Annotated in this window: 19 protein-coding genes and 2 pseudogenes; 20 read left to right on the top strand and 1 reads right to left on the bottom strand. The window is 46.7% G+C overall.

Annotated elements, in window-relative coordinates; genetic code table 11:
- Positions 1 to 455 precede the first annotated feature (455 nt).
- The 20 genes and pseudogenes from P40081_RS38610 (at position 456) to P40081_RS21235 (ending at position 22,883) form a co-directional block, all read left to right on the top strand.
- The gene (locus P40081_RS38610; protein ID WP_144026022.1) at positions 456 to 947 is read left to right on the top strand and encodes a hypothetical protein; all 492 of its coding nucleotides are present in this window, start codon (positions 456 to 458) and stop codon (positions 945 to 947) included.
- A gap of 972 nt (positions 948 to 1,919) precedes the next feature.
- Positions 1,920 to 2,264 (top strand): serine hydrolase domain-containing protein, encoded by a 345-nt coding sequence (locus tag P40081_RS39810; RefSeq protein ID WP_042138245.1) that lies wholly within the window; start codon positions 1,920 to 1,922, stop codon positions 2,262 to 2,264.
- A gap of 85 nt (positions 2,265 to 2,349) precedes the next feature.
- On the top strand, positions 2,350 to 2,673 hold the full coding sequence (locus P40081_RS40095; protein ID WP_442950216.1) for a serine hydrolase domain-containing protein: 324 nt from the start codon (positions 2,350 to 2,352) through the stop codon (positions 2,671 to 2,673).
- On the top strand, positions 2,598 to 2,888 hold the full coding sequence (locus P40081_RS39080) for a hypothetical protein (RefSeq protein WP_042138243.1): 291 nt from the start codon (positions 2,598 to 2,600) through the stop codon (positions 2,886 to 2,888). The genes P40081_RS40095 and P40081_RS39080 overlap by 76 nt, the downstream gene beginning before the upstream one ends.
- A 417-nt stretch (positions 2,889 to 3,305) precedes the next feature.
- On the top strand, positions 3,306 to 4,043 hold the full coding sequence (locus P40081_RS21305) for a metallophosphoesterase family protein (protein WP_042138241.1): 738 nt from the start codon (positions 3,306 to 3,308) through the stop codon (positions 4,041 to 4,043).
- 737 nt (positions 4,044 to 4,780) lie between these two features.
- Complete coding sequence (locus P40081_RS21295; protein WP_042138238.1) at positions 4,781 to 5,041, top strand: helix-turn-helix domain-containing protein; 261 nt, start codon at positions 4,781 to 4,783, stop codon at positions 5,039 to 5,041.
- A 29-nt stretch (positions 5,042 to 5,070) separates the two neighbouring features.
- Positions 5,071 to 5,760, top strand: coding sequence for a hypothetical protein (locus tag P40081_RS21290; RefSeq protein WP_144026021.1), 690 nt, complete (start codon positions 5,071 to 5,073; stop codon positions 5,758 to 5,760).
- Positions 5,761 to 5,786: 26 nt separating this feature from the next.
- On the top strand, positions 5,787 to 6,848 hold the full coding sequence (locus P40081_RS21285; RefSeq protein WP_042138234.1) for a DUF1648 domain-containing protein: 1,062 nt from the start codon (positions 5,787 to 5,789) through the stop codon (positions 6,846 to 6,848).
- A 399-nt stretch (positions 6,849 to 7,247) separates the two neighbouring features.
- Entirely contained in the window at positions 7,248 to 9,056 is a 1,809-nt protein-coding gene (locus P40081_RS21280) for a cache domain-containing sensor histidine kinase (protein WP_042138233.1), read from the top strand.
- Complete coding sequence (locus P40081_RS21275) at positions 9,057 to 10,691, top strand: response regulator (RefSeq protein ID WP_231575160.1); 1,635 nt, start codon at positions 9,057 to 9,059, stop codon at positions 10,689 to 10,691.
- A gap of 201 nt (positions 10,692 to 10,892) precedes the next feature.
- The gene (locus P40081_RS21270) at positions 10,893 to 12,281 is read left to right on the top strand and encodes an ABC transporter substrate-binding protein (RefSeq protein WP_042138230.1); all 1,389 of its coding nucleotides are present in this window, start codon (positions 10,893 to 10,895) and stop codon (positions 12,279 to 12,281) included.
- Positions 12,282 to 12,386: 105 nt separating this feature from the next.
- On the top strand, positions 12,387 to 13,289 hold the full coding sequence (locus tag P40081_RS21265) for a carbohydrate ABC transporter permease (protein WP_042138227.1): 903 nt from the start codon (positions 12,387 to 12,389) through the stop codon (positions 13,287 to 13,289).
- Positions 13,290 to 13,302: 13 nt separating this feature from the next.
- The gene (locus P40081_RS21260) at positions 13,303 to 14,139 is read left to right on the top strand and encodes a carbohydrate ABC transporter permease (protein ID WP_052421923.1); all 837 of its coding nucleotides are present in this window, start codon (positions 13,303 to 13,305) and stop codon (positions 14,137 to 14,139) included.
- Between the two features lie 56 nt (positions 14,140 to 14,195).
- On the top strand, positions 14,196 to 15,206 hold the full coding sequence (locus P40081_RS21255; protein ID WP_042138224.1) for a glycoside hydrolase family 130 protein: 1,011 nt from the start codon (positions 14,196 to 14,198) through the stop codon (positions 15,204 to 15,206).
- Between the two features lie 36 nt (positions 15,207 to 15,242).
- Positions 15,243 to 17,201 (top strand): carbohydrate-binding protein, encoded by a 1,959-nt coding sequence (locus P40081_RS21250; RefSeq protein WP_081970047.1) that lies wholly within the window; start codon positions 15,243 to 15,245, stop codon positions 17,199 to 17,201.
- A gap of 530 nt (positions 17,202 to 17,731) precedes the next feature.
- A pseudogene (locus P40081_RS39805) lies at positions 17,732 to 17,933 on the top strand (DUF255 domain-containing protein); the annotation flags it as partial.
- A gap of 1,001 nt (positions 17,934 to 18,934) precedes the next feature.
- Positions 18,935 to 19,114: pseudogene (locus tag P40081_RS37675) on the top strand (DUF255 domain-containing protein); the annotation flags it as partial.
- A 583-nt stretch (positions 19,115 to 19,697) separates the two neighbouring features.
- The gene (locus tag P40081_RS21245) at positions 19,698 to 20,105 is read left to right on the top strand and encodes a hypothetical protein (RefSeq protein WP_042138223.1); all 408 of its coding nucleotides are present in this window, start codon (positions 19,698 to 19,700) and stop codon (positions 20,103 to 20,105) included.
- 58 nt (positions 20,106 to 20,163) lie between these two features.
- Positions 20,164 to 20,577, top strand: a complete 414-nt coding sequence (locus P40081_RS21240) for a hypothetical protein (protein WP_042138221.1) — start codon at positions 20,164 to 20,166, stop codon at positions 20,575 to 20,577.
- A gap of 200 nt (positions 20,578 to 20,777) precedes the next feature.
- Positions 20,778 to 22,883 carry a thioredoxin domain-containing protein gene (locus P40081_RS21235; RefSeq protein ID WP_042138219.1) on the top strand — a complete coding sequence of 702 codons (2,106 nt, stop codon included), beginning with the start codon at positions 20,778 to 20,780 and terminating at the stop codon, positions 22,881 to 22,883.
- 67 nt (positions 22,884 to 22,950) lie between these two features.
- Here the strand turns inward: P40081_RS21235 and P40081_RS21230 are convergent, their stop codons facing one another.
- Positions 22,951 to 23,739 carry a PaaX family transcriptional regulator C-terminal domain-containing protein gene (locus tag P40081_RS21230; protein WP_042138217.1) on the bottom strand — a complete coding sequence of 263 codons (789 nt, stop codon included), beginning with the start codon at positions 23,737 to 23,739 and terminating at the stop codon, positions 22,951 to 22,953.
- Positions 23,740 to 23,941 lie beyond the last annotated feature (202 nt).

Below are 23,941 nucleotides of genomic sequence, written 5' to 3'. Positions count from 1 at the left end.
ATGATTCGATAGAAACGATACTTTCACAAACTTTGGACTGGACGTGGATGCAAAGATAGGCGTCGGATCAAACTAGACATATCATAAATAATAATAGTACATACCTTTTCATGTTACTCATTCTCCTTACCTCCGTAATTTCTTCATTTAATATAATCCCAGATCAATAACACCGTATCACCATTAATGATAACTGGGGCAGATTTATGTGCAATTGCACATTTTATATTAATCAACCTAAAAATATTTTAATAGTTGATTTAATTTTCAATTACGCTTACTGGTTTAGTTTGGTCTAACTTAGTTTCAAAGCGGCTTTAAATCTTACTTACTGCATCAGTAAAGCTCCGTAAGAGGTTCGCTCACGAGCTCGCCATCATTGTTAAGTTCAGCTTATATAGTGACATTTTTCATGAATTATATTAGTAATTTATGGTAAAGTTCTTATATCAAAAATGAAGGGATTGGTATTAATAAAAAAATTATCCTTGTATGCATTTTCATTTGCATTAATTGTGAGTCTTTCTCTCTCTTCGGTAGTTTTGGCAGCTCCAATTGATAATAGTACATTGAGACAGGTGCAAACATCTGGGGCAGATAAGACTTGGGTCGGTGAATGGCAGGGAGAGGATACAATTATCGTTGACTCCCTTGGCAATGTTACTACCTCTGGTGAACTCAAAAAAACATCAAGTTTAGTATTTCCAACAGAATCCACAACTATCCGAGACGTATTAATTCAACCGGACTTACTAACTCCCACTTTTGAACTCCCAAACGAATCTTTTGCCACCTTGGCATCCGATTATGGTCATGCATGGCCCTATTCGGCTGTTAATAGTTCTGCAGTTAACTGCTATGGTTATGCTACCAAAGCCCCATGGAAAATGAATCCTGGCGATGGAGATGGCGTTTCAAAGCAGATTCACAATATTTTACGAATGTGAATTATGTTGCTAACCTGGTAGTCCAAGATGGAAATACAAATTCATTATATTTTATACCTGGCTGGCGAATACTAAGTAGCAGAACTGCGGCCGTTAACGCCGATGAACATCGAATAGCTTTAAGAATAGGTTGGATTGATACCAATGGTAATGGTAAAGTTGACTTCCTGACCAGTATGGTTTTGGTGGAGATAATGTTGATTATCATTTTATGCTTCAAAATAGCACAGGAACCTGGTCTGAAAAACACGGTCCAAATCCATCACAAAATACTGGAATTACTGATCCAAGTAATTTTATCTGGAGCAATGGTATCTACTATAATTTTTATAACAGTTCTACGGTTTATATTGCTGCCAAGGTTCACTAATATCTAACACACAAACAAGCGGTGGTTGTCATTTCTGCCGCTTGTTTATCATATTTTGATAAAAATATATTTCATTAAGAACTCAGACTTAATTAACGTTTATAAATGAACATCTTTAACAAAACTCCGCAATCCGCTACAGTCGTGATCATCTTTCTCTAGAATATCCTTTAATAGTGCTATTCCCTTATCGACTGGAGAGTCTTTATCTAAGAATTATCCGTCGAGTCATATGAATAATCATCCCCAGAGTTTCATTGTAGTTTTTGCACCTTCAAAGACATATACTTTTGTTGTTTCTTTAAATGTGCAAGACACGATGATAATTAAACAGCTACCTGATAATGGGCTATTAAGTGCAAGATTAACATGGAAACTTTGTCGAGAAAGAAGATAAAAAGGCAGTAACTTCTAGCCATTGATGAGATGTCCGTGTGAATCAATCTTTTAATGAAACTTCTGCTAATAATTTGGCAGGAGTTTTTTATTTGGAAGCAAGGTATATATTCGCAGGGAACGGGATGGAATGAACGTCTAAATTAAGAACAGCATAGTGACTTAGGGATTTTGAATTTGATATACGAATTCAAAGGAGAACGACAATGCAGAAGAGTACTAGGAGAAAGGAAACTATTGTAACAGTAAGTGCAGTCCTGCTGATCGTGCTCATCGCTACTACTGCATGTTGGCATTCGATTGGAAATTTATTTGGATCGGGAAATTATGCTATTGAGCAAAACATGGTGAAAACCATTATGAGCAAAACAGCGACTCCAGGCGTTGCCATCGTATCATCCAAACAGGGCGAGACAGAATTTAGGGTGTACGGCTACGCCGATGTGGAACAAGAAAAGCCGGTCACTGAGGAAACACTTTTCGAATTGGGCTCGACCACCAAAGCGTTTACGGCTCTAGCTGTTATTTTGCTACAAGAAGAGGGAGCTTAGCTTATTCCGATTATATTTCAGATTATCTTCTCTGGTTGCTCCAGATTACAAGGGGGAGAAAACTGAGATTTCTATTAGACAACTATTGGCTCATACAAGCGGTATACCGTCATGGAGCATCAGGTTAATTCCTGAAGGTACAACGGAAGAAATGCTTGGAACAACCATACATAAGATTTCTAATATTGCGCTAGATACAAATCCGGGGACTGAATATCAGTATGCAACTGTTAATTATGATATTTTAGCAATGATTATCGAACAAGTTACAGGTATGAATTATCAGGATTATGTAACTGGGCACATACTGATTCCGCTGGGGATGACTGACAGTTGTTTTCAACAGGACAGGAAAAGAAGCTGGAGCAGCTTACTCAAGGTTATCGCGCGTTTTTCGGGAAAAGCTTAGCATACAACGCCCCCAGATATTATGGAGATATTGCAGCGGGATATTTGGTAACGAATTTCAAGGATTTGGAGCACTGGATCACTGCCCAGATGGAAATAGGCGATCTACCGGATAATCTGAAGAACGCAATTTATCAAACACATGAGGTTGACATCCGGGCAGCCGGATATGAGTCTGTAAACCAACTATTCCTTCCTCAACGGCACCCTCGTTGATTGCGCAGAACAGGTATGGGCAAATGAATTAGAGCCCTATGAACACCTATAAATATGACGATATCTACATCATAACTGATCTGGTATCATCGTTGTTAGTTCTGTTAGCCGCTATTGGCATCATTCTTAAGGTAATGATACTAGCCGTAGGACACCCCGACACATAATAGATGAGCAAGATAGACGCAGGAAAAAGACCAGGGTTCGTATTACTCTACTCTTTAGAATGCTGCTGTTAGTTTTGACACTGATCTGGCCTTATCTGTTGAACTATAGTTACCCTATGCTTACCGTATGGATGTCCTATTCGGTATTGTTGTGGATGGGGCTTACTGCTATTAACTGCGTGTTATCCATTTTATTGGCTGTCCGCTCTTTGAATCATTATAAAATAGACAAAGGAAGTGTCGATAGATTATGAAGATTGGAGTAATTGCTGATATCCACGGTAATGCTCCTGCCTTAAAGGCAGTTCTTAATGAGTTTGACCTGAGGCGGGACATTGAACATATTTATTGCTTAGGAGATATGATAGGGATTGGACCAGATACAAATGAAGTTCTGACAATCTTATTTGCCAGAAGTGATGTCTCAATGATTACCGGGAATCACGATGAAGCAGTTTTAGCACTTCAAAAAGGGGAAGATTATCCATTAAGCCACTCTCACGCTAAAGAGCATCACCAATGGATAGCAGATCTTATGGACAAAGGCTTCATCACCAGATTAGAACAGTTGCCTCGGACAATCACTTTAACAATCGAAGGCAAGTCTATATTGTTTATCCATTATCATATTGAGCAGACCCAATTAAATGAACATATAAGCAAAGATCCTTTTAGTGAAATTGTTGAGCCGAGTTTAGATAATTTACTCTCTCTATTCAAAGGAAGCGAAGACAAATTAATATGTTTTGGGCATCATCATCCAATTCATTTTTTTGAGGGTAAAGATACTATCTTTTTAAATCCCGGTTCTTTAGGATGCAATTCACAACCAACTGCCCGATATTCAGTAGTAGATATAGCAAAGGACAAAATTACAGTCAGTTTAGAGGAAGTCTCCTATGATAACACAAAATTTTTAGAGTCATATGAATTATTGCAGGTTCCAGAACGTGACTTTCTTATCAAAGTATTTCACAGCAATCAGTAAAAACAGAAAAGAAGGAGTGAAAAAGCTGGTGTTGAACCTGGTAAAGCGGAATGAGAACAAGCTCCTGTGATTATCACACGAGCTTGTTTGCGCTTGCAATCGGAACATCCAAATTACCGCTCTCATAGCGGGAGTAGGTGGCTTGTTATGTAAAAGCTCAGCCATTTGTTGTATTTACATACTTTTTCGGTTGAACGAGGCACGGAGTCATCCTTGACAATATTTTGCAAATGGCGTACTGTATGCGGTAAGTGATAAGTAGTAAGTAGTAAGTAAAACGATTTCAAAAGGTTCTTCATACACACGAATCACGAACCGGCTTATCTAAATCATGAGTAGGGGTGGATGGCTATGATGGATTTAAAATTAGCACAAAGTTTTGCACTGATCGCCATGGAATAGAGTTAGGGGTCAAACAGTTCCTGCAAATGAAGTCGTCGTTTATGAAGACAGATGCGGGCAGCAGTATCAATTTTTTCTTCCCTTTCCTTGAGCGGTCACAAGCTGTCTTTGTAGAGACAGAGGCTTGGTTCGATAATTCTAATAAAAGGCTAAACTCCGTCCTTACAAGGCTAAAATCCTATGGACATGAGGTAAGGTGATTGAGAGAGGTTCATTTGCGACTGTCAAAATAGATAATTTGTTATACGATGCGATGCCGCATTATGTGATGATGAGAGTACCGATTCAAGGTGTGCGTCTTGTTCCGAAGCGCCCGCTGTAAAGGAGTTGTATCCATGTCCAGGCAACGTTCCATGGAGGCGATTCTGGCCTCAGAGCATGTGTCAATAGGTGAATTGGTAAGAATCACAGGTTCCCGTTATAGCACGCTGAAACATTACACCGAAGAAGGTATGCTGCCCTTTGAACAGGCTGAAGAGAATTTAACACGCAGGTATAAAAGAGAGGAAACCGTCGCACGCATTATTTGGATAAAAGAGCTGAAAGCGAACGGTTTATCTATCCCGCAAATTAAAGAAGCTATAGATGCTTTATAATGATAAGAAAGTTGAAGGTGGCTTATATAATGAAGGTTAAGATTCTATTTGTATTATTGACAATTTCATTAGCAATAAATGCTGTGATATTTTATGGATTAACTAAATATGATTTAGTTGAGAAAGGAAGTACTCAATTACCTAAAACAAGTATGGCAGCAGATTCATTGAAATTAACAGAAAATAAAGTTGACATAGAAGAAAAAGTAAAATCTGGTTACGGATATATCTATAGTTTAACGGATGATCAAATCATGAAAGCGATCAATGAAGGAAAAAAAGATGGTGCATATTTTGGTGAAGACTTCAAATTACCTTTATTATCATCGACCAGCAACGATAGTACATTTGAATACAGGGACGTATTTATTAATACACCTTACAGATTTGTGGCAATACATTCAAGTAATCAATACGCAAAATATGATAGGACGTCATCTATAGAAGAAGTGTGGAAATTTATCAGCTATGATCATATTTCATTCTCTGCTTATGTGATGCGTGGATGGGCTAAGATGTTAGCCATTGAAATGATACAGGAAGGTAGAATAATACAACCATACAAGACTGAAAATAATGCGAATGGAGATATGAAGAGTGTCAATTTTTCAGTCAATGATATAGATTTTCGGGAACCTGCTTCTTTGAAAATATTTGAAAAAAGTAATCCTGAAAAATATGCAGAGTATAAGATCGCTTTCGAGGATTATGTGAAATAATATCCATGTAGAATGAGGTGAATGATATGACGATACTGCCTGTTATAATATTTATCCTAGTATTTGTACCTTCCATTGTACTCATCGTGAGTATGCCGTATTTAACAAAAGAGACGATTAGTTTCGGAGTCACCGTCAGCGCTGTACAATTCCTCAGTGAGCCGCTGCGCCAGATGCGGAGGTCATATGCCAGGATTAGTGCTATTCTACATACCATCCTATTCATTGTTGGCATCCTATACCTAATCTACAGTGATGAACATTCGAAGCAAGTCAGTTGGATTATTATTACCTATGCACTCGCCATGCTCGTAATCTCCCTTGTCATTAATATTAGCTATCATTTGAAAATGAAAAGTGTACTGCCCACGCTGACTATTGCTCCTGAACCATCGATCATGACCGTGGACACTGAATTGCCAAACAGAAACAGGGGCTTATCTAATTATTGGTTCTTCATTCATGTTGTCATTATGGTTGTTAATATTGTATTTGTGCTCTGCAACTACGATCTGATTCCTGATCAGCTTCCAATTCATTATAACAGCAGTTTGAGCATAGACCGCTATGCAGCTAAATCGTATACCTCTGTGTTTATGACTACGCTAATTCAAGGGCTCGTAATACTGTTGTTCCTATTTGAGAATTGGAGTATTCGCAGAGAGAAACAGCAGGTTAGAGAAGACGTAACTTACCGCCGGGCTTGGTCGTGTTTTATGATTACAGCCAGCTTCCTAATAGTGATCCTGTTAGCCGTCGGGCAGCTCAATATGATATCTCTGCTTAACATCAATTTCGCTATCCCCGTTATCCTAATCATAATAGCCTTTATCATCCTATACGCTCTCGCCTTATCGTTCTGGGCGGGTCAGGTCGAAAGCCGCTTGGAGCGATCTGCCGATAGCGCCAATGTCAGACCTGTCCATGATGAAGATAAATGGAAATTAGGTATGATTTATTTCAATCGCAAAGATCCAAACCTAATTGTCGAGAAAAGGTTCGGAGTCGGCTGGGGATTAAATTTCGGTCACCCGGTTGTCTGGCTGATTTTGCTCGGAGTTATTGTAGTGTTAGTTGTGGTGCGGTAAGAAAGCTTTAAGTGATGGGACTAGCGTAAAACAAGCTCATGTGGTTCGTCACCGGGCTTGTTTTTGTGCTGCTTAAGATCTTTGTCTCCGTCTAAACTGCGGATTTTTGTATGCAATGATCATTATTCTAATTTAACTTTTGGAGTAAGGTTTCTTTTGGTTCGTTCGGTTAAGTAAATAGTCCGTACTCGTCATATGAAAATCTGCCAGTTTAATCAGAATCGTGGTGGGAATATCGTCATCACCATGTTATGTGGAAGGCCCCCTGCCTATTGATAATAAGGGATAGAATCCGCTAAATAATCATGCCCTGTCTTGACGCCGGGCTGGAGCAGCCGTAAGGTACAAGTGACAAGAACATACAAACATAGGGAGGTACATGCTCAAGAAGGGGGAACTATGAATACATTCACAGCCTATGCAAGGCAGATCCGGCGGCAGATCGCCAGCAGGTATTACCGGATATCCATCAAGCAGCGGATTCTGTTCTCGTTCATCATGCTGATCACGCTGTCCATCAGTGCGATGGGCAGCTTCTCGTATTGGATCGCCGCGCAGGAGATTGAGGATAATGCTTACGCCAGCAGCCAGGAAACGGTCAGCAAAACTACCCAGCTGCTGGATTCCCGCCTGAATGATGTGGCACTGTCCGTGCAGTCCCTGATGCTGAGCGATGCGTACCGGAAGATGATGATGGATGTGCTCAGCCATGATGTGTCGAATTATTATGTGCATCTGTCGGATCTGCAATATGTGCTCTCACAGGCGACGTTTAATCAACCAATTATCGAGAATGTGCTGATCGTCACGCCGATAGGCGACTTCTACTCCACCACGCAAATCCGCGCGCAGGATAACTCGTTTTACGGCTCGGAATTATATGATCTCAGCAAGGAGCAGCCGGGCGGCTACTGGGCCAAGGGGCATTATGACCGGCTGTTCACGGGCAGCCAGCGGGTCGTCTCCTTCGTGGTCCGGGGAATCTATGAATACCCGTATACTCCGGTCAGCAATGTGTTTATCGTCGTCAATATCCGGGAGAGCCGGATTGACGAACTGCTGAATCAGGGCGGGCAGCAGCCCGGCCGGAATTATTACCTGATGAGCGGGGAGGGGGATGCAGTGGTGGAGTCGCGCTGGCCGTTCCGCGGCAGATTTCCCTGGAAGCCGGTGCTTGCGGAAGGCGGCGTAGCAGCCGAACCGCAGGAGCATACCTACAGCTATGGCGGCAAGGAGTATCTGGTCAATTATAAAAGCTCTGCAGCATCTCCTGACTGGATCATCTCCGGCATGCAGTCGCGCGACCAGCTGCTGGGCAAGCTGGAGAGGGTGCAGCGCATCACCCTGTATGTAATCGGTGTCTTTCTGCTGACTACCTGGCTGATCTCCAATCAGCTGACGTCTGTGCTGCTGAGGCCGCTGTTCAAGCTGCGGCGGCTGATGCGCAGGGTCGAAGAGAACCAGCTTAGTGTAGTTTATGAGAGCCGCTATGAGGATGAGGTCGCCCAGGTCGGCTTTCAGTTCAACCGGATGATGTCGGAGATTAAGGCACTGATTGAGGATGTGAAGTCGAAGGAGGAGGACAAGCGGCATGCGGAGATCCGGGCCCTTACCGCGCAGATGGAGCCGCACTTCCTGTACAATACGCTGAATACGATTTATTGCAAATCGGTATTGGGCGTGAATGAGGATGTGAATGAGATGATCCTGTCATTATCGCAGATGTTCCAGATCGGGCTTAGCGGAGGGAAGGATCTGATTACCCTCGAGGATGAGCTGTCCCATGTGCGGCAGTATTTCTCCATTCAGCAGAAATGCTATGAAGGACTGTTTGAATACAGCATTACGGTTGAGGATGAAGAGCTGCTGTCCTGCCCGCTTCCCAAAATCATCCTGCAGCCGGTTGTGGAGAACAGCATCCAGCACGGGTTCAGTGACCGGTCCGGGGGAGGCCGGATTGACATCACGGTCAGCCGTGAGCTGGAGATGCTGCATATTACTATTACCGACAACGGGCGGGGGCTCGATGCCGGGAAGGTTAGGCAGGGAATGAGCAGCGCCCCGCAGTCCAAGAAGGGCTACGCCCTGTTCAACATCAGACATCGCCTGGCGCTCTACTACGGAGAGGAAGCCCTCATGGAAGTGGACGGAGAACCGGGCAAGGGGTCGCAGACGGAGCTGTGGATTCCGTTAAGAGAGGAGCGATAGATGATGGACCAGAAGCTGGAGCCGGGAAGGTTCAAGTTATGTATCATCGACGATATTAAAAGTGTGGTGGAGATGATCTCTCGCAAGCCGGCGTGGCAGGAGCACGGTATTGAGGTCGCCGGCACGGCGCTCGACGGTGAAGAGGGGCTGCGGATCATCCGCGAGACCCGGCCCGATATTGTGCTGACCGATATCCGGATGCCGAGAATGGACGGGCTGAAGATGACCCGGGCGATACTGGAAGATCTGCCGGACTGCAAGATTATTATCCTTAGCGCTTACTCGGAATTCGCTTACGCTCAGGAAGCCATCCGGCTGGGGGCGCTCGATTTCGTGAAGAAGCCTTTTTCGCTGGATGAGATTGTGAATGTGGTGCTGAAGGCCAAGGAGCTGTGCCGGGAAGAACGGCAGGAGACTGCGAGACTGGCGGTGATGGAGTCCAAAATCAGGGAGAGCCTGCCCATCCTCCGCCAGGAGTATCTGACCTTCCTGCTGCATCACCAGACGACAGAGGCGGATGCCCGGTCCAGGTGGGCATATCTCGATATCCCGCTTGCGCAGCATGACTTCTTCGTGTTTGTCGCAGAGATCGATCATTTCGCCGAGAAGCTTCAGGGCCAGCCTGTGCAGGAGGTGGAGCTGCTGCGGTTCAGCCTGCACAATATTCTCGAAGAGACGATTTCCGCCTGGACCCGCGGTGTGATTATCCGTGAGGCTACAGACCGGTATGTCTGCATCATGAACGGCTCGGCCCCGGATACCGCTGCGCTGATTACGGAAGCCTGCTGCACGAATGTAAGCCAATTCTCCCGTAATACACTCTCTATTGGCGTGGGGCCTGGTGTATCAGCGATTCATGAGCTGGCTACCGCCTACAGGCAGGCGCTGAGCGCTCTGGGTTATCATTTCTATACCGGAGGCAACGGTGTATATCATTACGGCAATATCGAGAATAAGCCGCTCTCGCTTCACAGCTATTCCGCCGCCGCCGAGCAGGAGCTGCTGTTTGCCCTGCGTTCCGGCAATTCCGGCAAAAGCCTGCAGGTGCTGGACCAGCTGTTCTCGGAGCTGCTGGACAGCGAGCTTTTGCCTGAGCCAAGGTATGTCGAAAGCGTCGGCTATGAGCTGAGCTCCAAGATCTGCCGGGTTCTGCTTGAGCAGTTTCCCTATGAGCAGGTGGAGCCGCTGGAGCGCGGAATTGAGGCAATGAAGAACCGGGTGCATCCTTCCCTTCTGGATATCCGGAGCCTGCTGTCCGGGCTGTGCCGGGAGGCCTGCGCGCTGGTGGAGGAAGCCCGTTCCCTGGAATCCACGCGGATTATCCATCAGGCGATCGCTTATATCCGGAGTCATCTGGATACGGGGCTGTCACTGGAGCAGGTCGCGAAGCAGATTAACCTCAGCCCAGGATATTTCTCCAACCTGTTTAAGAAGGTGCAAGGGGGTTCCTTTCAGCAATACGTGATGCATGAGAAGATGGAGAAGGCCAAGGCGATGCTGATCGGCGGCCTGCAGGTACAGGAGATTGCCCAGGATCTCGGCTACGAGCACAGGCGCTATTTCAGCGAGGTGTTCAAGAAGTATACAGGAATGACCCCGTCGGAGTTTAAGCTGCATTACCTTGGAAAAGAATAAAGAAGGACAAGGGAGGGGCTTCCGCCAAGCGGAGAGTCACTCCCTTTTGTATGATGGGCAGCTTCCGCCCGGCAGTGTGCCGGCAACTCCCGCAGAAACCTGCCCTCAATGTGGGCTTACCCGCCTTATGTGAAAGCGTTACCCATTCTATAATCAGGTTGTAAGTTAAATTCAGCAGCGATAAATAAGGGGGCACTACCAATGATGAAGCGTACGCTAATGACATCAATGAGCCTGGTTCTGGCACTTGGCCTGGCAGCCTGCGGCAACGGTAACAGTGGCGGCGGCAATGCAGCAGAAGGCTCAGGAGATGCAGCGACAGGCGGTTCAGGGGAAAAAACCAAAATCAGCTACTGGACGGGCGACCGCCATGACGCCGATTTCGTGAAAGAGAAGGTGGCCGAGTTCAACAGGGCCAATACGGACGGTATTGAGGTGGAGCTGGTCGTCAAGGGCGATGACTTCGATACCGCACTGGATCTGTCCTTCCAGACCTCGGATGCCCCGGATGTGATCCGGGTGAAGGAGAACACCATCCAGACGTTCTACAAGAAGGGCTTTCTCGCGCCCATTGATGAATTCCTCACCGATGAGCTGAAGGCGAAGTTCCCGGCCATGCCGGATCTGAATGAATTTGACGGCAAACGTTACAGCCTGCCGAACTACGGAACGACGATGCGCCTGGTGTACAACAAGGACCTGTTCGCCAAAGCGGGCGTCGAGAATCCGCCAACCACGTTGCAGGAGCTGGTGGATACAGCCAAAAAGCTGACCGAAGCGGGTAAAGCTGACGGCGCTTACGGCTTTGCACTGAATTTCAAGAGTCCCTCCAGTGCATTCGCACGTTCGGCACGGGTCATTGCGGAAATGAGCGGTTATGGCGGCTTCGGGTATGACTTCAAGACTGCCCGCTACGATTTCAGCGGCCTCGAGCCGATTATTAATGCCTTCAAGCAGATCAAGGATGACGGCAGCATGCTTCCGGGTGTGGAATCGTTGGATATCGATCCGCTGCGGGCCCAATTTGCCGAAGGCAAGATCGGAATGTATATCTCCTACTCCTCTGAGCCTGGTGTGTATAAGAACCAGTTCCCGGCCAAGATCGACTGGGCTGCGGCTCCGGCACCTACAATTGACGGCATGGTGAAGGGCGCTTCCGGCTTCCTCGGCGGCCAATGGCTGAGTCTCAGCTCGAAATCGGAGAATAAGGAAGCGGCCTGGAAGTTCATGCAGTTCATGTACGGGGATCAGGTGCTGACGGATTATCAGGAGAAAGGCTTCGGCATCTCCATGGTTCCATCCATCAGTGCGGTTGCCGCAACACCGGATGTCAACGGCATCGAAGGCTTCCTTCCCAATAAAAATGACGGGGTATGGCCGATCTATCCGGCGGTTGCACCGGAGGGCATGAAGTCGGATGACGCCTTCTTCAAATATATGCTCAATGGCGGCGATCTGAAGGCGGTCATCGCGGATTTGAACAAGCGTTATAATGCTGCGCTGGACAGCGCTATTGCCAATGACGGAATCAAGGCTGAGCCGGATGCAGGCTTTGATCCGGCCGGCCTGGGCGGCAAGTTCGCCAAGTAACCGGAAGGCGAAACATAGAGAAACAGGTCAGATGACGGGGATGGGGAAGCTGCGTTCTCCACCCCTCTGCTCTGACCGTAAGGGAAAGGAGCCGGAAGAAATCAGATGAATAAAACAAAAAATTCCTTATTCTCATACAGCTTTATCTTTCCAAGTGCCCTTCTGACCATTGTGCTCGGAATCTACCCGATTGCCTGGGCGTTCCGCTACATGTTCTATGACTATAAGGGTTATGGAACGGCCCGGTTTACCGGTCTGGACAATTTCAGCCGCATTCTGAAGGATACCCAATTCTGGGATTCGGTGGTGAATACCTTTGTCTATGCAGGCGGCAAGCTGTTGATCACGATTCCGCTGGCTCTGCTGCTGGCCGCAATCCTGAACCGGGGGCTGCGGGGCAGACAGCTGCTGCGGGGGATTTTTTTCATGCCGACCGTCATCAGTACAGCCGTTATGGCTGTTGTTTTTTTTACCATTTTCAACTCGTATAACGGGATTCTCAATCAGTTCCTGATCAAACTCGGTCTAAGCAATTCCGGGATTGACTGGCTGGGTCCGAAGTATGCCATGCTCACCGTCATTCTGGTTGCGGCCTGGGGCGCGGTCGGGAACTATATGCTGCTCTTCCTCGCCGGTCTGCAGAATATTCCTGAGGATGTGTATGAAGCCTCTGCCCTGGACGGGGCAAGCAAAATCCAGCAGTTCCGCTACGTGACGCTGCCGATGCTCGGACCTGTCATGCAGATGGTTATTATGCTGGCGATCATTACAGCCCTGAAGGGCTACGAGAGCATTATGGTTCTGACCGAAGGCGGTCCGGTAGGCAAGACGGAAGTAATGTTCCTGTATTTATACAAATTATTCTTTCCTGTAGGCGGGGGGAGTGCAGGAGTTCAGGTACAGGAGTTCGGATATGGAAGTGCGGTCGCCTTTGTGTCCGCGATAATCGTCGGGATCATATCACTCATTTATTTCTACGCCTCCCGGCGGATGAATCAGACCGATTGAGGAGAGACGCGAGATGAGAATAAGAACCATACTGGGCAACACTGTACTGTGGATTTTTCTGCTGGCCTTTGCTTTTATCACCCTGATTCCGGTCGTCATCACCGTGCTGGGCTCCTTCAAAACGAATGCCGAGCTGACCACCGGAGCGACCTTCCTGCCAAGCAGCTGGCACTTCTCTAACTATGCTGAAGCCTGGACACAGGCGAATTTCTCCAAATATACGCTGAACAGCCTGATTATTTCACTGTCAGCGGTAGTAGGCACTTTACTGGTTTCTTCCATGGCAGCTTATGTGGTGGACCGGATGGACTTTTTCGGCAAAAAAATATATATCGGCCTGCAATCCTTCACCATGTTCGTGGCCGTGGGGGCGGTGGTGCTGCGTCCGCAATTCGATCTGATGGTTAAGCTTCATCTGCACAGCAGCCTCTGGGGCGTAATTCTGATCCTGATCTCCGCACACGCGTCGATATTCTTCATTCTGTTCAGCTTCATGAAGGGAATTCCCCGGGAGCTGGACGAGGCGGCGCTGATCGACGGCAGTTCGCTCGGCCGGACCTTCTGGCGGATTATTCTGCCGCTGCTCGGACCCGGACTCGGCGTAGGTGCGCTGTTCACCTTCCGCGGTGCGTGGAATGAATATCTGTTGCCGCTCGTGTTCACGATGACGAAGCCGGAGCTGCAGACGCTGACTGTCGGGCTGGCGAACCTGAAATACGGGATTTCGGCCGCTTCCCAGACCCACTATATGATGGCGGGCGCCTGCTTGTCCATTCTGCCGATTCTCGTGGCCTATCTGTTCGCCAACAAATCCTTCATGCAGATGACGGCCGGTTCACTCAAAGGGTAACGGTCCGGCCCTGCGCAACCCATATTCCATATTTAACATTCAAGGAGGTACACCCCATGACTCAACACGCTCCGGCAATTCTGCAATCTGCCCCGTTCATCCGGCGGTATCCGGGCAATCCTGTGCTGGATGCAACGAAGGTTCCTTACCCCACCGCACTGGTTTTCAATGCCGGTGTAACGAAATTTAACGGCAAGTATGTGATGATCTTCCGTAATGATTACGGCTCACTGGTCGATCAGACGCTTGAGCCGCACCACACCACGGATCTCGGCATTGCTTACAGTGACGACGGGCTGAGCTGGACCGCCGGCCCGAAGCCAGTGTTCAAAATGCATGACGAGGAAATTATCCGCGCCTACGACCCGCGCCTGACCGTGATCGGCGGCCGTTGTTATATGTGTTTTGCCGTGGATACGCACCATGGCATTCGCGGCGGAATTGCCGTTACCGATGATCTGGAACACTTCGAGGTGCTCAGCCTGTCTACACCGGACCTGCGCAATATGGTACTGTTTCCCGAGCCCATCGGCGGCAAGTATGTCCGGCTGGAGCGTCCCTTCACGGTATACAGCCGCGGCGGCCGGGACCGCTTCGATGCCTGGATCTCCGAGTCGCCGGACCTGAAGCATTGGGGCAACTCCAGCCTGCTGCTCGCCGTCGAGCAGGTGCCGTTTGCCAATGACAAGGTTGGCCCGGCCGCACCTCCGGTCCGGACGGATAAGGGCTGGCTGACCACCTTCCATGCGGTGGATGTGGACCCGGCCAGAGGCAAGCAAGGTTGGGAGGACACATGGAAGAAACGCTATACCGCCGGAATTATGCTGCTGGATCTGGAGGACCCCCGCAAGGTGATCGGCATGAGCAAGCAGCCGCTGCTGGCACCGGAGACAGACTATGAGATTGGCGGGGGCTTCCGCAATCATGTGATTTTTCCGGGAGGAATGATTCTGGAGGATGACGGCGAGGTCAAGATCTATTACGGCTCTGCGGATACGGTGGAATGTCTGGCAACGGCCCATGTGGACGATCTGCTCCGGCTCTGTCTGGAGCCGGAGCAGAGATAAGAGTATTTTCTGAAAATATGAAAGGGGTGTTTATTTATGCTAAAAAAGTTAAACTTATTAAGTTTAATTGTTTGTATGCTCGCCAGTCTTTTAGCTGTCGTTCCTTTGACAGCAAGTGCAGCGGGTACAATTGTAAGTTATCCGTTACCGTCGATCTATACCACGACCAATCAATACACGGTAACAGCAGACTCTACCAATATACCGGTAATCGACACTTCGGAGGTATTTGTAAACTATAATTATTGTAATCTCTCTTTTTCAGGTACGACTACAATCACAATTACAGCAAGCGAGCCAATCAATACCTATAATATTTCTCCCAAAGCTTTGGGAATCACTGCAGCCAAGAGCGGAAATACACTTACCTTTACACTTTCATCACCAACCTATCTTATCGTTAAAATCAATAACCTGAAAGATCTGGTGATTGCGGCAGATGCTCTTGAAACCAATGTTCCGGCTTCATCCGGTACAGGGATATACAATGTTAAAACCGGGTACGGTGCCGACAGTACCGGTGCCACTTTGGCTACAACTGCCATACAAAACGCCATTAATGCGGCTAACGCAGCAGGCGGCGGTATAGTATACGTTCCAGCCGGCGTGTACAAGAGCGGTAACATTGTTCTAAAAAGCAACGTTTCGGTTTATCTGGAGGGTGGTTCTGTGATAAGGGGTTCAGGAAATCCAAGCGATTACACTACCCATTTCCATAAGAATTCTCTGAATAAGGATGGAACCTGGTTTATTTATACCGAAACCAATGCAAACAATATTAAGATATACGGCAGGGGAACGATTGACGGCAATGGCCATTATATGAGAAATACAAACAATTATTTGAACAATATTCTTGTACCCTTGCAGTGCAGCAACTTCACGGTTGACGGCATAACCATCAGAGACAGTGGTGGCTGGGCTACAATCGTTACAAGATCTAATAACGTAACCTTCCAGAATACCAAGCACTTCAACAACAATGAACTTGATTATGAGAATGATGCAATAGACATTCAAGAGAGCCAGAATGTACTCATTAAGCACACTGTAGCAGTATCGGAGGATGACACCTACTCATTTAAGACCTGGGATGTAGCAACTACCGATATAGCTGCAAACTGGCCTGGAACTCCTGAAAACCAGTCAAATGTAGTGGTGGATGATGCTTTGGCCTGGAGCAGATGTGGAGCATTCAAGGTCGGCGATGGAGTGAAACAGCTTCAGGATGGCATCGTTGTTAAAAACTCTTATGTATACCGGTGCTGGCGCGCTTTAGCGGTAGGTCATCTTTATGGGACTCCAGCAGCACAAAACATCATATTTGATAATATAGACGTAGAAGGCTTCTGGCCAAGATCCGGTGTTCACTCCAGATGGTTTGATCTTTCTGCAAAAACCGGTCCGATAAAAAATGTGGTCTATAATAATATCAATTTACGCGCTTTAGGTGAAGTTTCAATAATGAAGGGTTGGAGTGATACATCTACTGTCTCCGGAGTTACATTAAACAATGTTCGCGTCGGTGGAGTTGCGGTAAATAATTTGGCAGATTTGAAAATAACAGATACGAACAGCTATGCTGCAGAGCCAAAATTCAACACATTGAAATTTGAAGCGGAAGGCTATAACCTTAGTTCAGGTGTTATGTCCTATGAGTCAAGCACGGACGGCGGGCTGGATGTGGGTGGAGGCAGTAATGGCGACTATATAGCATTTAAAAATGTAGACTTTGGCAGTACAGCTAAAACAAGTATTGATATGAAGGTTGCATCCGCTAACTCCGGCGGAAGGGTAGAATTCCACCTGGATAGCCCTACAGGCCCTATGCTGGGTTATTGGACGGCAGAAACCACAGGCGGATGGCAGACATGGTCCCTCAAGAATATCCCGCTTAATGCCGGGACAGCGGTAGGAACTCATACGGTATATGTTACTTTTGTTAAGTCAGATTCAACCACAGTTGCAAATTTAACTTGGTTCCAGTTCAAATAGCCAACTAACACAAAAAACAGCAAGTCTCCTAAGTGAAGTGAAATAGGGACTTGCTGTTTGAGGTTTCAATTAATTCTTAAAGCTATGAATTGGAGCTGGGTTTCGTCCGCACGATTAACGAAGTTCGCGCAGTTGAAGCCGTTTACTGCAGAGAATAAATAGACAGCATAGTCGATATGCTTAGAGCCATACGTTCAAGATACCATTTAGCAGTTCAGTTGGGACAGATAAATGTTTTTCACAATTATGATTTGGCAAAGTGGTTTGATGAGATTAGAGATTTATTGCAATAGAAATGAAAAAATCTACAAATAGAAATTCCGAAAAGATAAAGGTTAAGAACCGTTTAATTGCTCTAACTAAAGATACATTCGAAAAGTTTGGTCATTTGATGGGACAAGTCTTCCTGAGCATGTGTGTAGATATAAATTAGGTGTTTATTACGAAGTACCTTTTTTCCTTTACCTGCGCCTTCCCTCACTTTTTTGGGTAAACTAACCGTAGACAACACTTTACCTAAATTATCCGAAATGAGGGGACGCCCCGTGACAACTCACAAATCTTCCAATAGATTAGCCAACGAAAAATCACCCTATCTCCTACAGCACGCCCACAATCCCGTGGACTGGTATCCATGGGGAGACGAGGCCTTTGTCAAGGCGCAGGGCGAGAAAAAGCCGATCTTCTTATCTGTCGGCTATTCGACCTGTCATTGGTGTCAGGTCGGTGAATTCCACTTGTTTAATCTCAACGTTTTTGTCACACCCCTGAGTCAGATTCCTGTTAAATTCCAAGTCTATCGAATTAACTTGCTGAATTCGCATTTCATTTGTTGATAAACTATGCTATAGGTTTTCTAAGCGTTTTTGATAGGAAAGCGTATAACAAAACGATGAAGGATATATTTTCATAGTGGCAAATGGGGCTTTAATATACTTCAAAATATGATAAATTCCATAGATATGGAGTATTTGAAGATGATGTTTATTTACATATCGGGATGATGAGAACACACTTGCTCGGCTGGTAGAACGTTTGCATGGCATGCATGAGGCCGTCGGTTCGATCCCGATTTAAAATTGTTTGAGTGTACGATGTATAAGAAGCTTGAAGTCTGTGTAAGATATTTTTGACGGTGTGAAGAGAGGTGTGGTTCCGTTGGACCATTCGGTGCTAGGGCTACAAGAGGAATTTAACTAATCACTAAGTCAACTGAAAGCGAGGGGTTGTGTCGCAGAGCATCTCTGAACACACACGCCTAGTAGCATTCCTTTAAAACGGAAAGTGAACAAGCGGTGCCCAAGTATTTCTAATGATGTGAAGTGTGCCTTTTAAAGATACTCGAACGATCAAACACCGTCGAAGGGAGCCTGTAAAAGGGCTCCTTTTTCTATTGCTTAAACGCAACAATCCATTCCGAAAATGTTATGGTTTTAAAGAGGCTGTCCCAAAGTAGGGAGCACGTTAATTTCTGTAACGGAACCTGATCGAGGTGGAGTAAACCTATCTCTTAATGCTAGAATTACAGCTAACGAATTAACCTCACTGAAAGATTATGTATTTTAAAGTCAATTCAAAGAGCAAGGGTTGTCATAGGTCCTGATTAAGTTTCGGTAGTTGAGTCAAGCAATACTTTATAAAAAAGACACTAACGAGGTTAGTGTCTTTTTGTTCACCAATGGGTAATAATGAAAATGGCAACATACGTGCTCAAGGAGGCTACATGAATAGAGATAAAAGAAGGCCAAAAGCCAAATCGACTAATAAACGAAAAATCACCCTATCTACTGCAACACGCCCACAACCCCGTGGACTGGTTCTCTTGGGGAGAAGAGGCTTTTGCTAAGGCGCAAGCCGAGAACAAGCCGATTTTCCTTTCAGTTGGATACAGCACATGTCATTGGTGTCATGTCGGTGAATTCCACTAGTTTAATCTCTACGTTTTCGTCCCACCCCGAAGTTGCTTCCTGTTTTGTTCTCATTAGGTCTGTTTTCACTAATCTCTTGCTGTACTTGAATTCATATAGTTTTAAACTGGATATGCACCACTATAAATTATCTCTCAGTCTATCAAGTTGACTTGCTGAATTCGTATTTCAGTTGTTTGAATGGTGAAACTCCTATAGCACTTATATCGCTCGATAAAGTGAAATTTGAAGCGATACGAATAAAAAGTTTGTCCCAGTATATGGTATTATTTAGTTTGATGAAACCGACCCTGTTCAATTTGTCGAAGAAGATACACCATTTCGTTAGAACTTCACAGAGGGACTTATTGCAACTTCATATGGGTAGAACTTCTGTAGACTTGGGATGGTATCAAGAGTGTAGAATCGAAGAGAACTACTTGTTGGTACTTATTAAAGATGATATTTGGGTATGCCCAATTTTTAGTCTTGAATCAAGGGATAACAGTTATCATTCATGAAATCGTAAAACTTTACTAAACATTATTACATAAATGAAAGCAAGATCTCATTGAATGGAGGACATATAATGAATGGCGACTTCATTTTCAATATGGATTATGAAAGGAGGGACAGGTTACTAGGAATCACTGGAGAGTGGATTGCAAAAAGGGGCACAGGAAGTGTCCGACGCTTTGAGTTTATTGACGTAAGAGTCTTAAAGCAACTAATTGAAAACAACTATATTGACCCACTTGAAGCCCATAATAGTTCTCCTAGTGTAGAAAAAATGTTTAACTTCATGGCTACATACCCCAATGTATTGACTAAAGGCTATGCCACCAGCCCATTGCGTAAAGATTATAGAGTGACATTAGATACGCTTTTTGTACCCAAAGAACATGTAACAAGGACATTGAAACACGATTTTGTTGCGTTCTGTACTAAAACTGATGAGTGTGAAATGGAAGGGGATTTATATGCTTGGTGGGACTAAGCCAAAGAACAGATAAGAGAGCAATTTCATTCACCGATTGAAGAATGGAGCATGAACAATGACCGTAGATAGAACTGATGAATTATTGCGTATACACGGATTAATCCCAAAGCAAAGTGATATAGATGATATTCGCAAGTTGTTGCTTATTGAACTGGACAATCAGGAGTCCGAAGACAATGAGTATATAAAGACGTTATGTATTCAATTGTTTATTCTTGGTCAAGTAGAGGATAGTTTGTTAATTTGGAAGGCGAAAAAGAAAAACTTCGATTCATTTATTTATATTGATGTTCAATTGCTTTGTGGGGCAGGACTAGAGCAAACCAAAATCTTTCTGGAAAATACAATAACTATTGATGCCCTGGATGAAATTGCATATTTGAAAAAGGCAGAACTAACAAGGGATTTTGTTGAATTCAGTAGAGATAACCTAATAAATTTTTACAAAGGATACTATGGAATAAGTTAAAAAATCATAAAGAGTGTTAAGTCGCTGAATTAATCAATCACCACTTGAGAACAACGCCTTCTGTTCAAACCAATTTAAAGAACCCTCTTCTTAAGAAGTTACATTTTTTCTCTCCCTTGCGACTTTCCCCACCCATTTGGGTAAAATACCCCTAAGCTTTATTTTACAAACAATCCTACAACGAAACGAGGTGATGTCCCATGACTACTCATAAAGTACCCAATAGATTAGCCAAGGAGAAGTCGCCATATCTGCTCCAACACGCACTTAACCCAGTGAATTGGTTCCCTTGGTCTGAAGAGGCGTTTGAAGTCGCCAAGCGCGACAATAAGCCTGTCTTCCTTTCAGTCGGCTACTCCACCTGTCATTGGTGTCACGTAATGGAACGCGAATCCTTCGAGGATTCAGAAGTCGCGCAGCTCCTTAACGATAACTACGTAGCCATCAAAGTCGACCGCGAGGAGCGGCCGGATATTGATGCGCTGTATATGTCGGTCTGTCAGGCGCTGACGGGGAGCGGGGGATGGCCGCTGACGGTGCTGCTGACGCCGGAAAAGAAGCCGTTCTATGCCGGGACGTATTTCCCGAAGCGGCAGATGTTTGGCCGGATCGGATTGATGGATGTGCTGGAGCAGATCCACACGAAGTGGGAGCAGGACGGGGAGGCGCTCAATAAGCTGGGCGATGACCTGCTTGAAGAGCTGCATACACTTGACCGTAAGAATGCATATAACTCGGCTGATGTAGACGGCGGTATCCCGGGCGATGAGCTGCTGCATGAGGCGTATGAGCTGTACCGGCGCCAGTTCGACGAGGAATATGGCGGGTTCGGCAATGCGCCGAAGTTCCCTTCGCCGCATAATTTGTCCTTCCTGCTGGCGTACAGCCAGCTGCACAATCAGCCGGAAGCGCTCCGCATGGTGGAGAAGACGCTGGAGTCGATGTACCGGGGCGGCATGTACGACCATGTGGGCTTCGGGTTCTCGCGGTATTCTACGGACCGGGAATGGCTGGTTCCGCATTTTGAGAAAATGCTCTATGATAACGCACTTCTGGCGAACGTCTATCTGGAGGCCTTCCAGATTACCGGGAAACCGCTGTATGCGGAGATTGCCGAGCAGATCTTCACCTATGTCCTGCGCGATATGACTTCTCCCGAAGGCGCTTTCTACTCTGCGGAGGATGCGGATTCGGAAGGCGTGGAGGGGAAGTTCTACGTCTTCTCCCGTGATGAGATCGAGGAAGCCCTGGGACTGGAAGACATGCATTCATATTGCCATGTCTACGGGATTACCCCGGAAGGCAACTTCGAGGGTGCCAATATTCCGAATCTGCTTCAGGGACTGCCGGAAGAAATGGCGGAACGCCTGGGCATGAACCCGCTGGGCCTGCGGACCCGGATGGAGGAATGGCGCGGGAAGCTGTATGAGTACCGGGAGCAGCGCATTCATCCGCTCAAGGATGACAAGGTGCTTACTTCGTGGAACGGGCTGATGATCGCGGCGCTGGCTCAAGGAGCCAAAGCGCTGCAAAAGCCTGAATATGCCAAGGCCGCCGAAGCGGCAGCAAACTTCATCTGGGACAAGCTGCGGCGCGAGGATGGCAGGCTGCTGGCACGTTACCGTGACGGGGAGTCAGCGATTCCCGCTTATGTGGATGATTATGCCTTCCTGATCTGGGGACTCAGCGAACTATATGAAGCTACGGGTCAGGCGGTCTATCTGGAACGCGCTCTGATTCTTAAGGATGGACTGCTGGAGCTGTTCTACGATTCCGAAGGCGGCGGCTTCTTCTTCACCGGCCATGACGGGGAAGAACTGCCTATCCGCTCGAAGGAATTGTATGACGGGGCTATTCCATCCGGGAATTCGGTAGCGGCGAAGCTGCTCTGGAAGCTGTCGGTGATTGCCCAGGACGTGGAGCTCAAAGGCATCGCCGAGCGTACCGCTGCGGTGCTCTCCTCTGCAGCAGCGGAGTATCCGCCGGGTTATGCGATGTATTTGCAGGCCCATCTGGCGATGACCTCGGGCGGCAGGGAATGGGTGCTCTCCGGCAAAAAAGAGGACCCGGCGCTGCACGGCATGCTGGCTCAGGTTCAGCAGGCCTATCTGCCTGACGCTGCGCTGATCGTTAACTGGGAAGGGGATAGCGAAGGCATTCTCCGCCTCCTGCCGCATCTGGCGGACAAACCGGCGGTCCGCGGCGATGCGACGGCCTATGTGTGCCGGAATTTTGCCTGCCGTGCGCCGGTTACGAATATGGAGGCGGTCCGGGAGCTTTTGGCCTCCGGCAATCGCGAGGGTTAGTATATAACACAAAGAGCAGCCTGCGGTTTGGGCTGCTCTTTGTGTTAAGTATCCTTCCAAGATCATCTTATCTGACGAAAGGGGCATAGAAAGAATCCGCAGGAATTGCCTGTGCGGCTCTACGCATATGCTTGTTCATTGCGGCGATAATCACTTTACCCGGCCAATGGTCCGGCAGCAGCTCATCCGGGAGATACGGGTCGGCCATAAACAGCCCGCTTAATTCCTCACCCATCTGCAAATATAGCAGGAATAGCTGTAGAGGCTGCCCCGCCTGAAGTGCCTCGTGCAAAGATGGAACGAATTCTTCCTGCAGCCAGTCCGATTTCTTCTGATATAAGGCTTCGATTTCATCCAGCTGCCAGATCGCTTGTGCTTTCTGTGGCGTAATGGAGCCTTCCTGGAATTGGCCTTGCAGGATGGACACCTTGCCTTCCAGCTCCAGCTTTTGGATATATGCTGCGACTTCATCGCGATAGTTCCATGGTGAAATGTACACACTGTTATATAGAAGACCATAGCCCAGCTGGCCGAGCGCCGTACGGAACTGGTCGCGCTTCTTGCGTTCAGACTCAGGAACCTCCAGCATGACCACATCCCAGGTGTGATCCCACTTTTCCTGATACCGGGCGGGCTTGCTGTTAATCGCCTTAATGTAGGCGAGGCCCTCGGCGGTGACGCTGTACCAGGAGCGTGACGGGGAAGCGATATAGCCCTCTTTTTTCAGACGGGACAGGGCATTGCGGATATAGGTGGAGGTGTACCCCCTTTGCTCGTAAATCTCAACAAACTGCTGGGCGCCCATCTGCTCCACCTTGGACAACAGGAACAGCATGGTTTTCTCAACGGACAGCAATGTTCTTCACACCTCTCTTGACAGCTGGCAGAAATGAATATATCATAAAAACTAACGAACGTATTATAATTTGTTATATTGTAAAAATTCAGTAGCATATCTGGCTTCAGAGCAGCTTGGTGTCATTGTAACGTAAACTTTGGGTTTTTGCACGATTCAATCCCTGAAGACCCATTGAAATTAACAGCGAAGAGGAGAGAAA

Origin of the sequence: Paenibacillus sp. FSL P4-0081 (assembly GCF_000758565.1) — a bacterium.
In the GTDB taxonomy this organism is placed as follows: Bacteria; Bacillota; Bacilli; order Paenibacillales; family Paenibacillaceae; genus Paenibacillus_AQ; species Paenibacillus_AQ phytohabitans.
The sequence above is the reverse complement of the archived record's forward strand: the minus strand, read 5'-3'. Positions and strand labels throughout refer to the sequence as shown.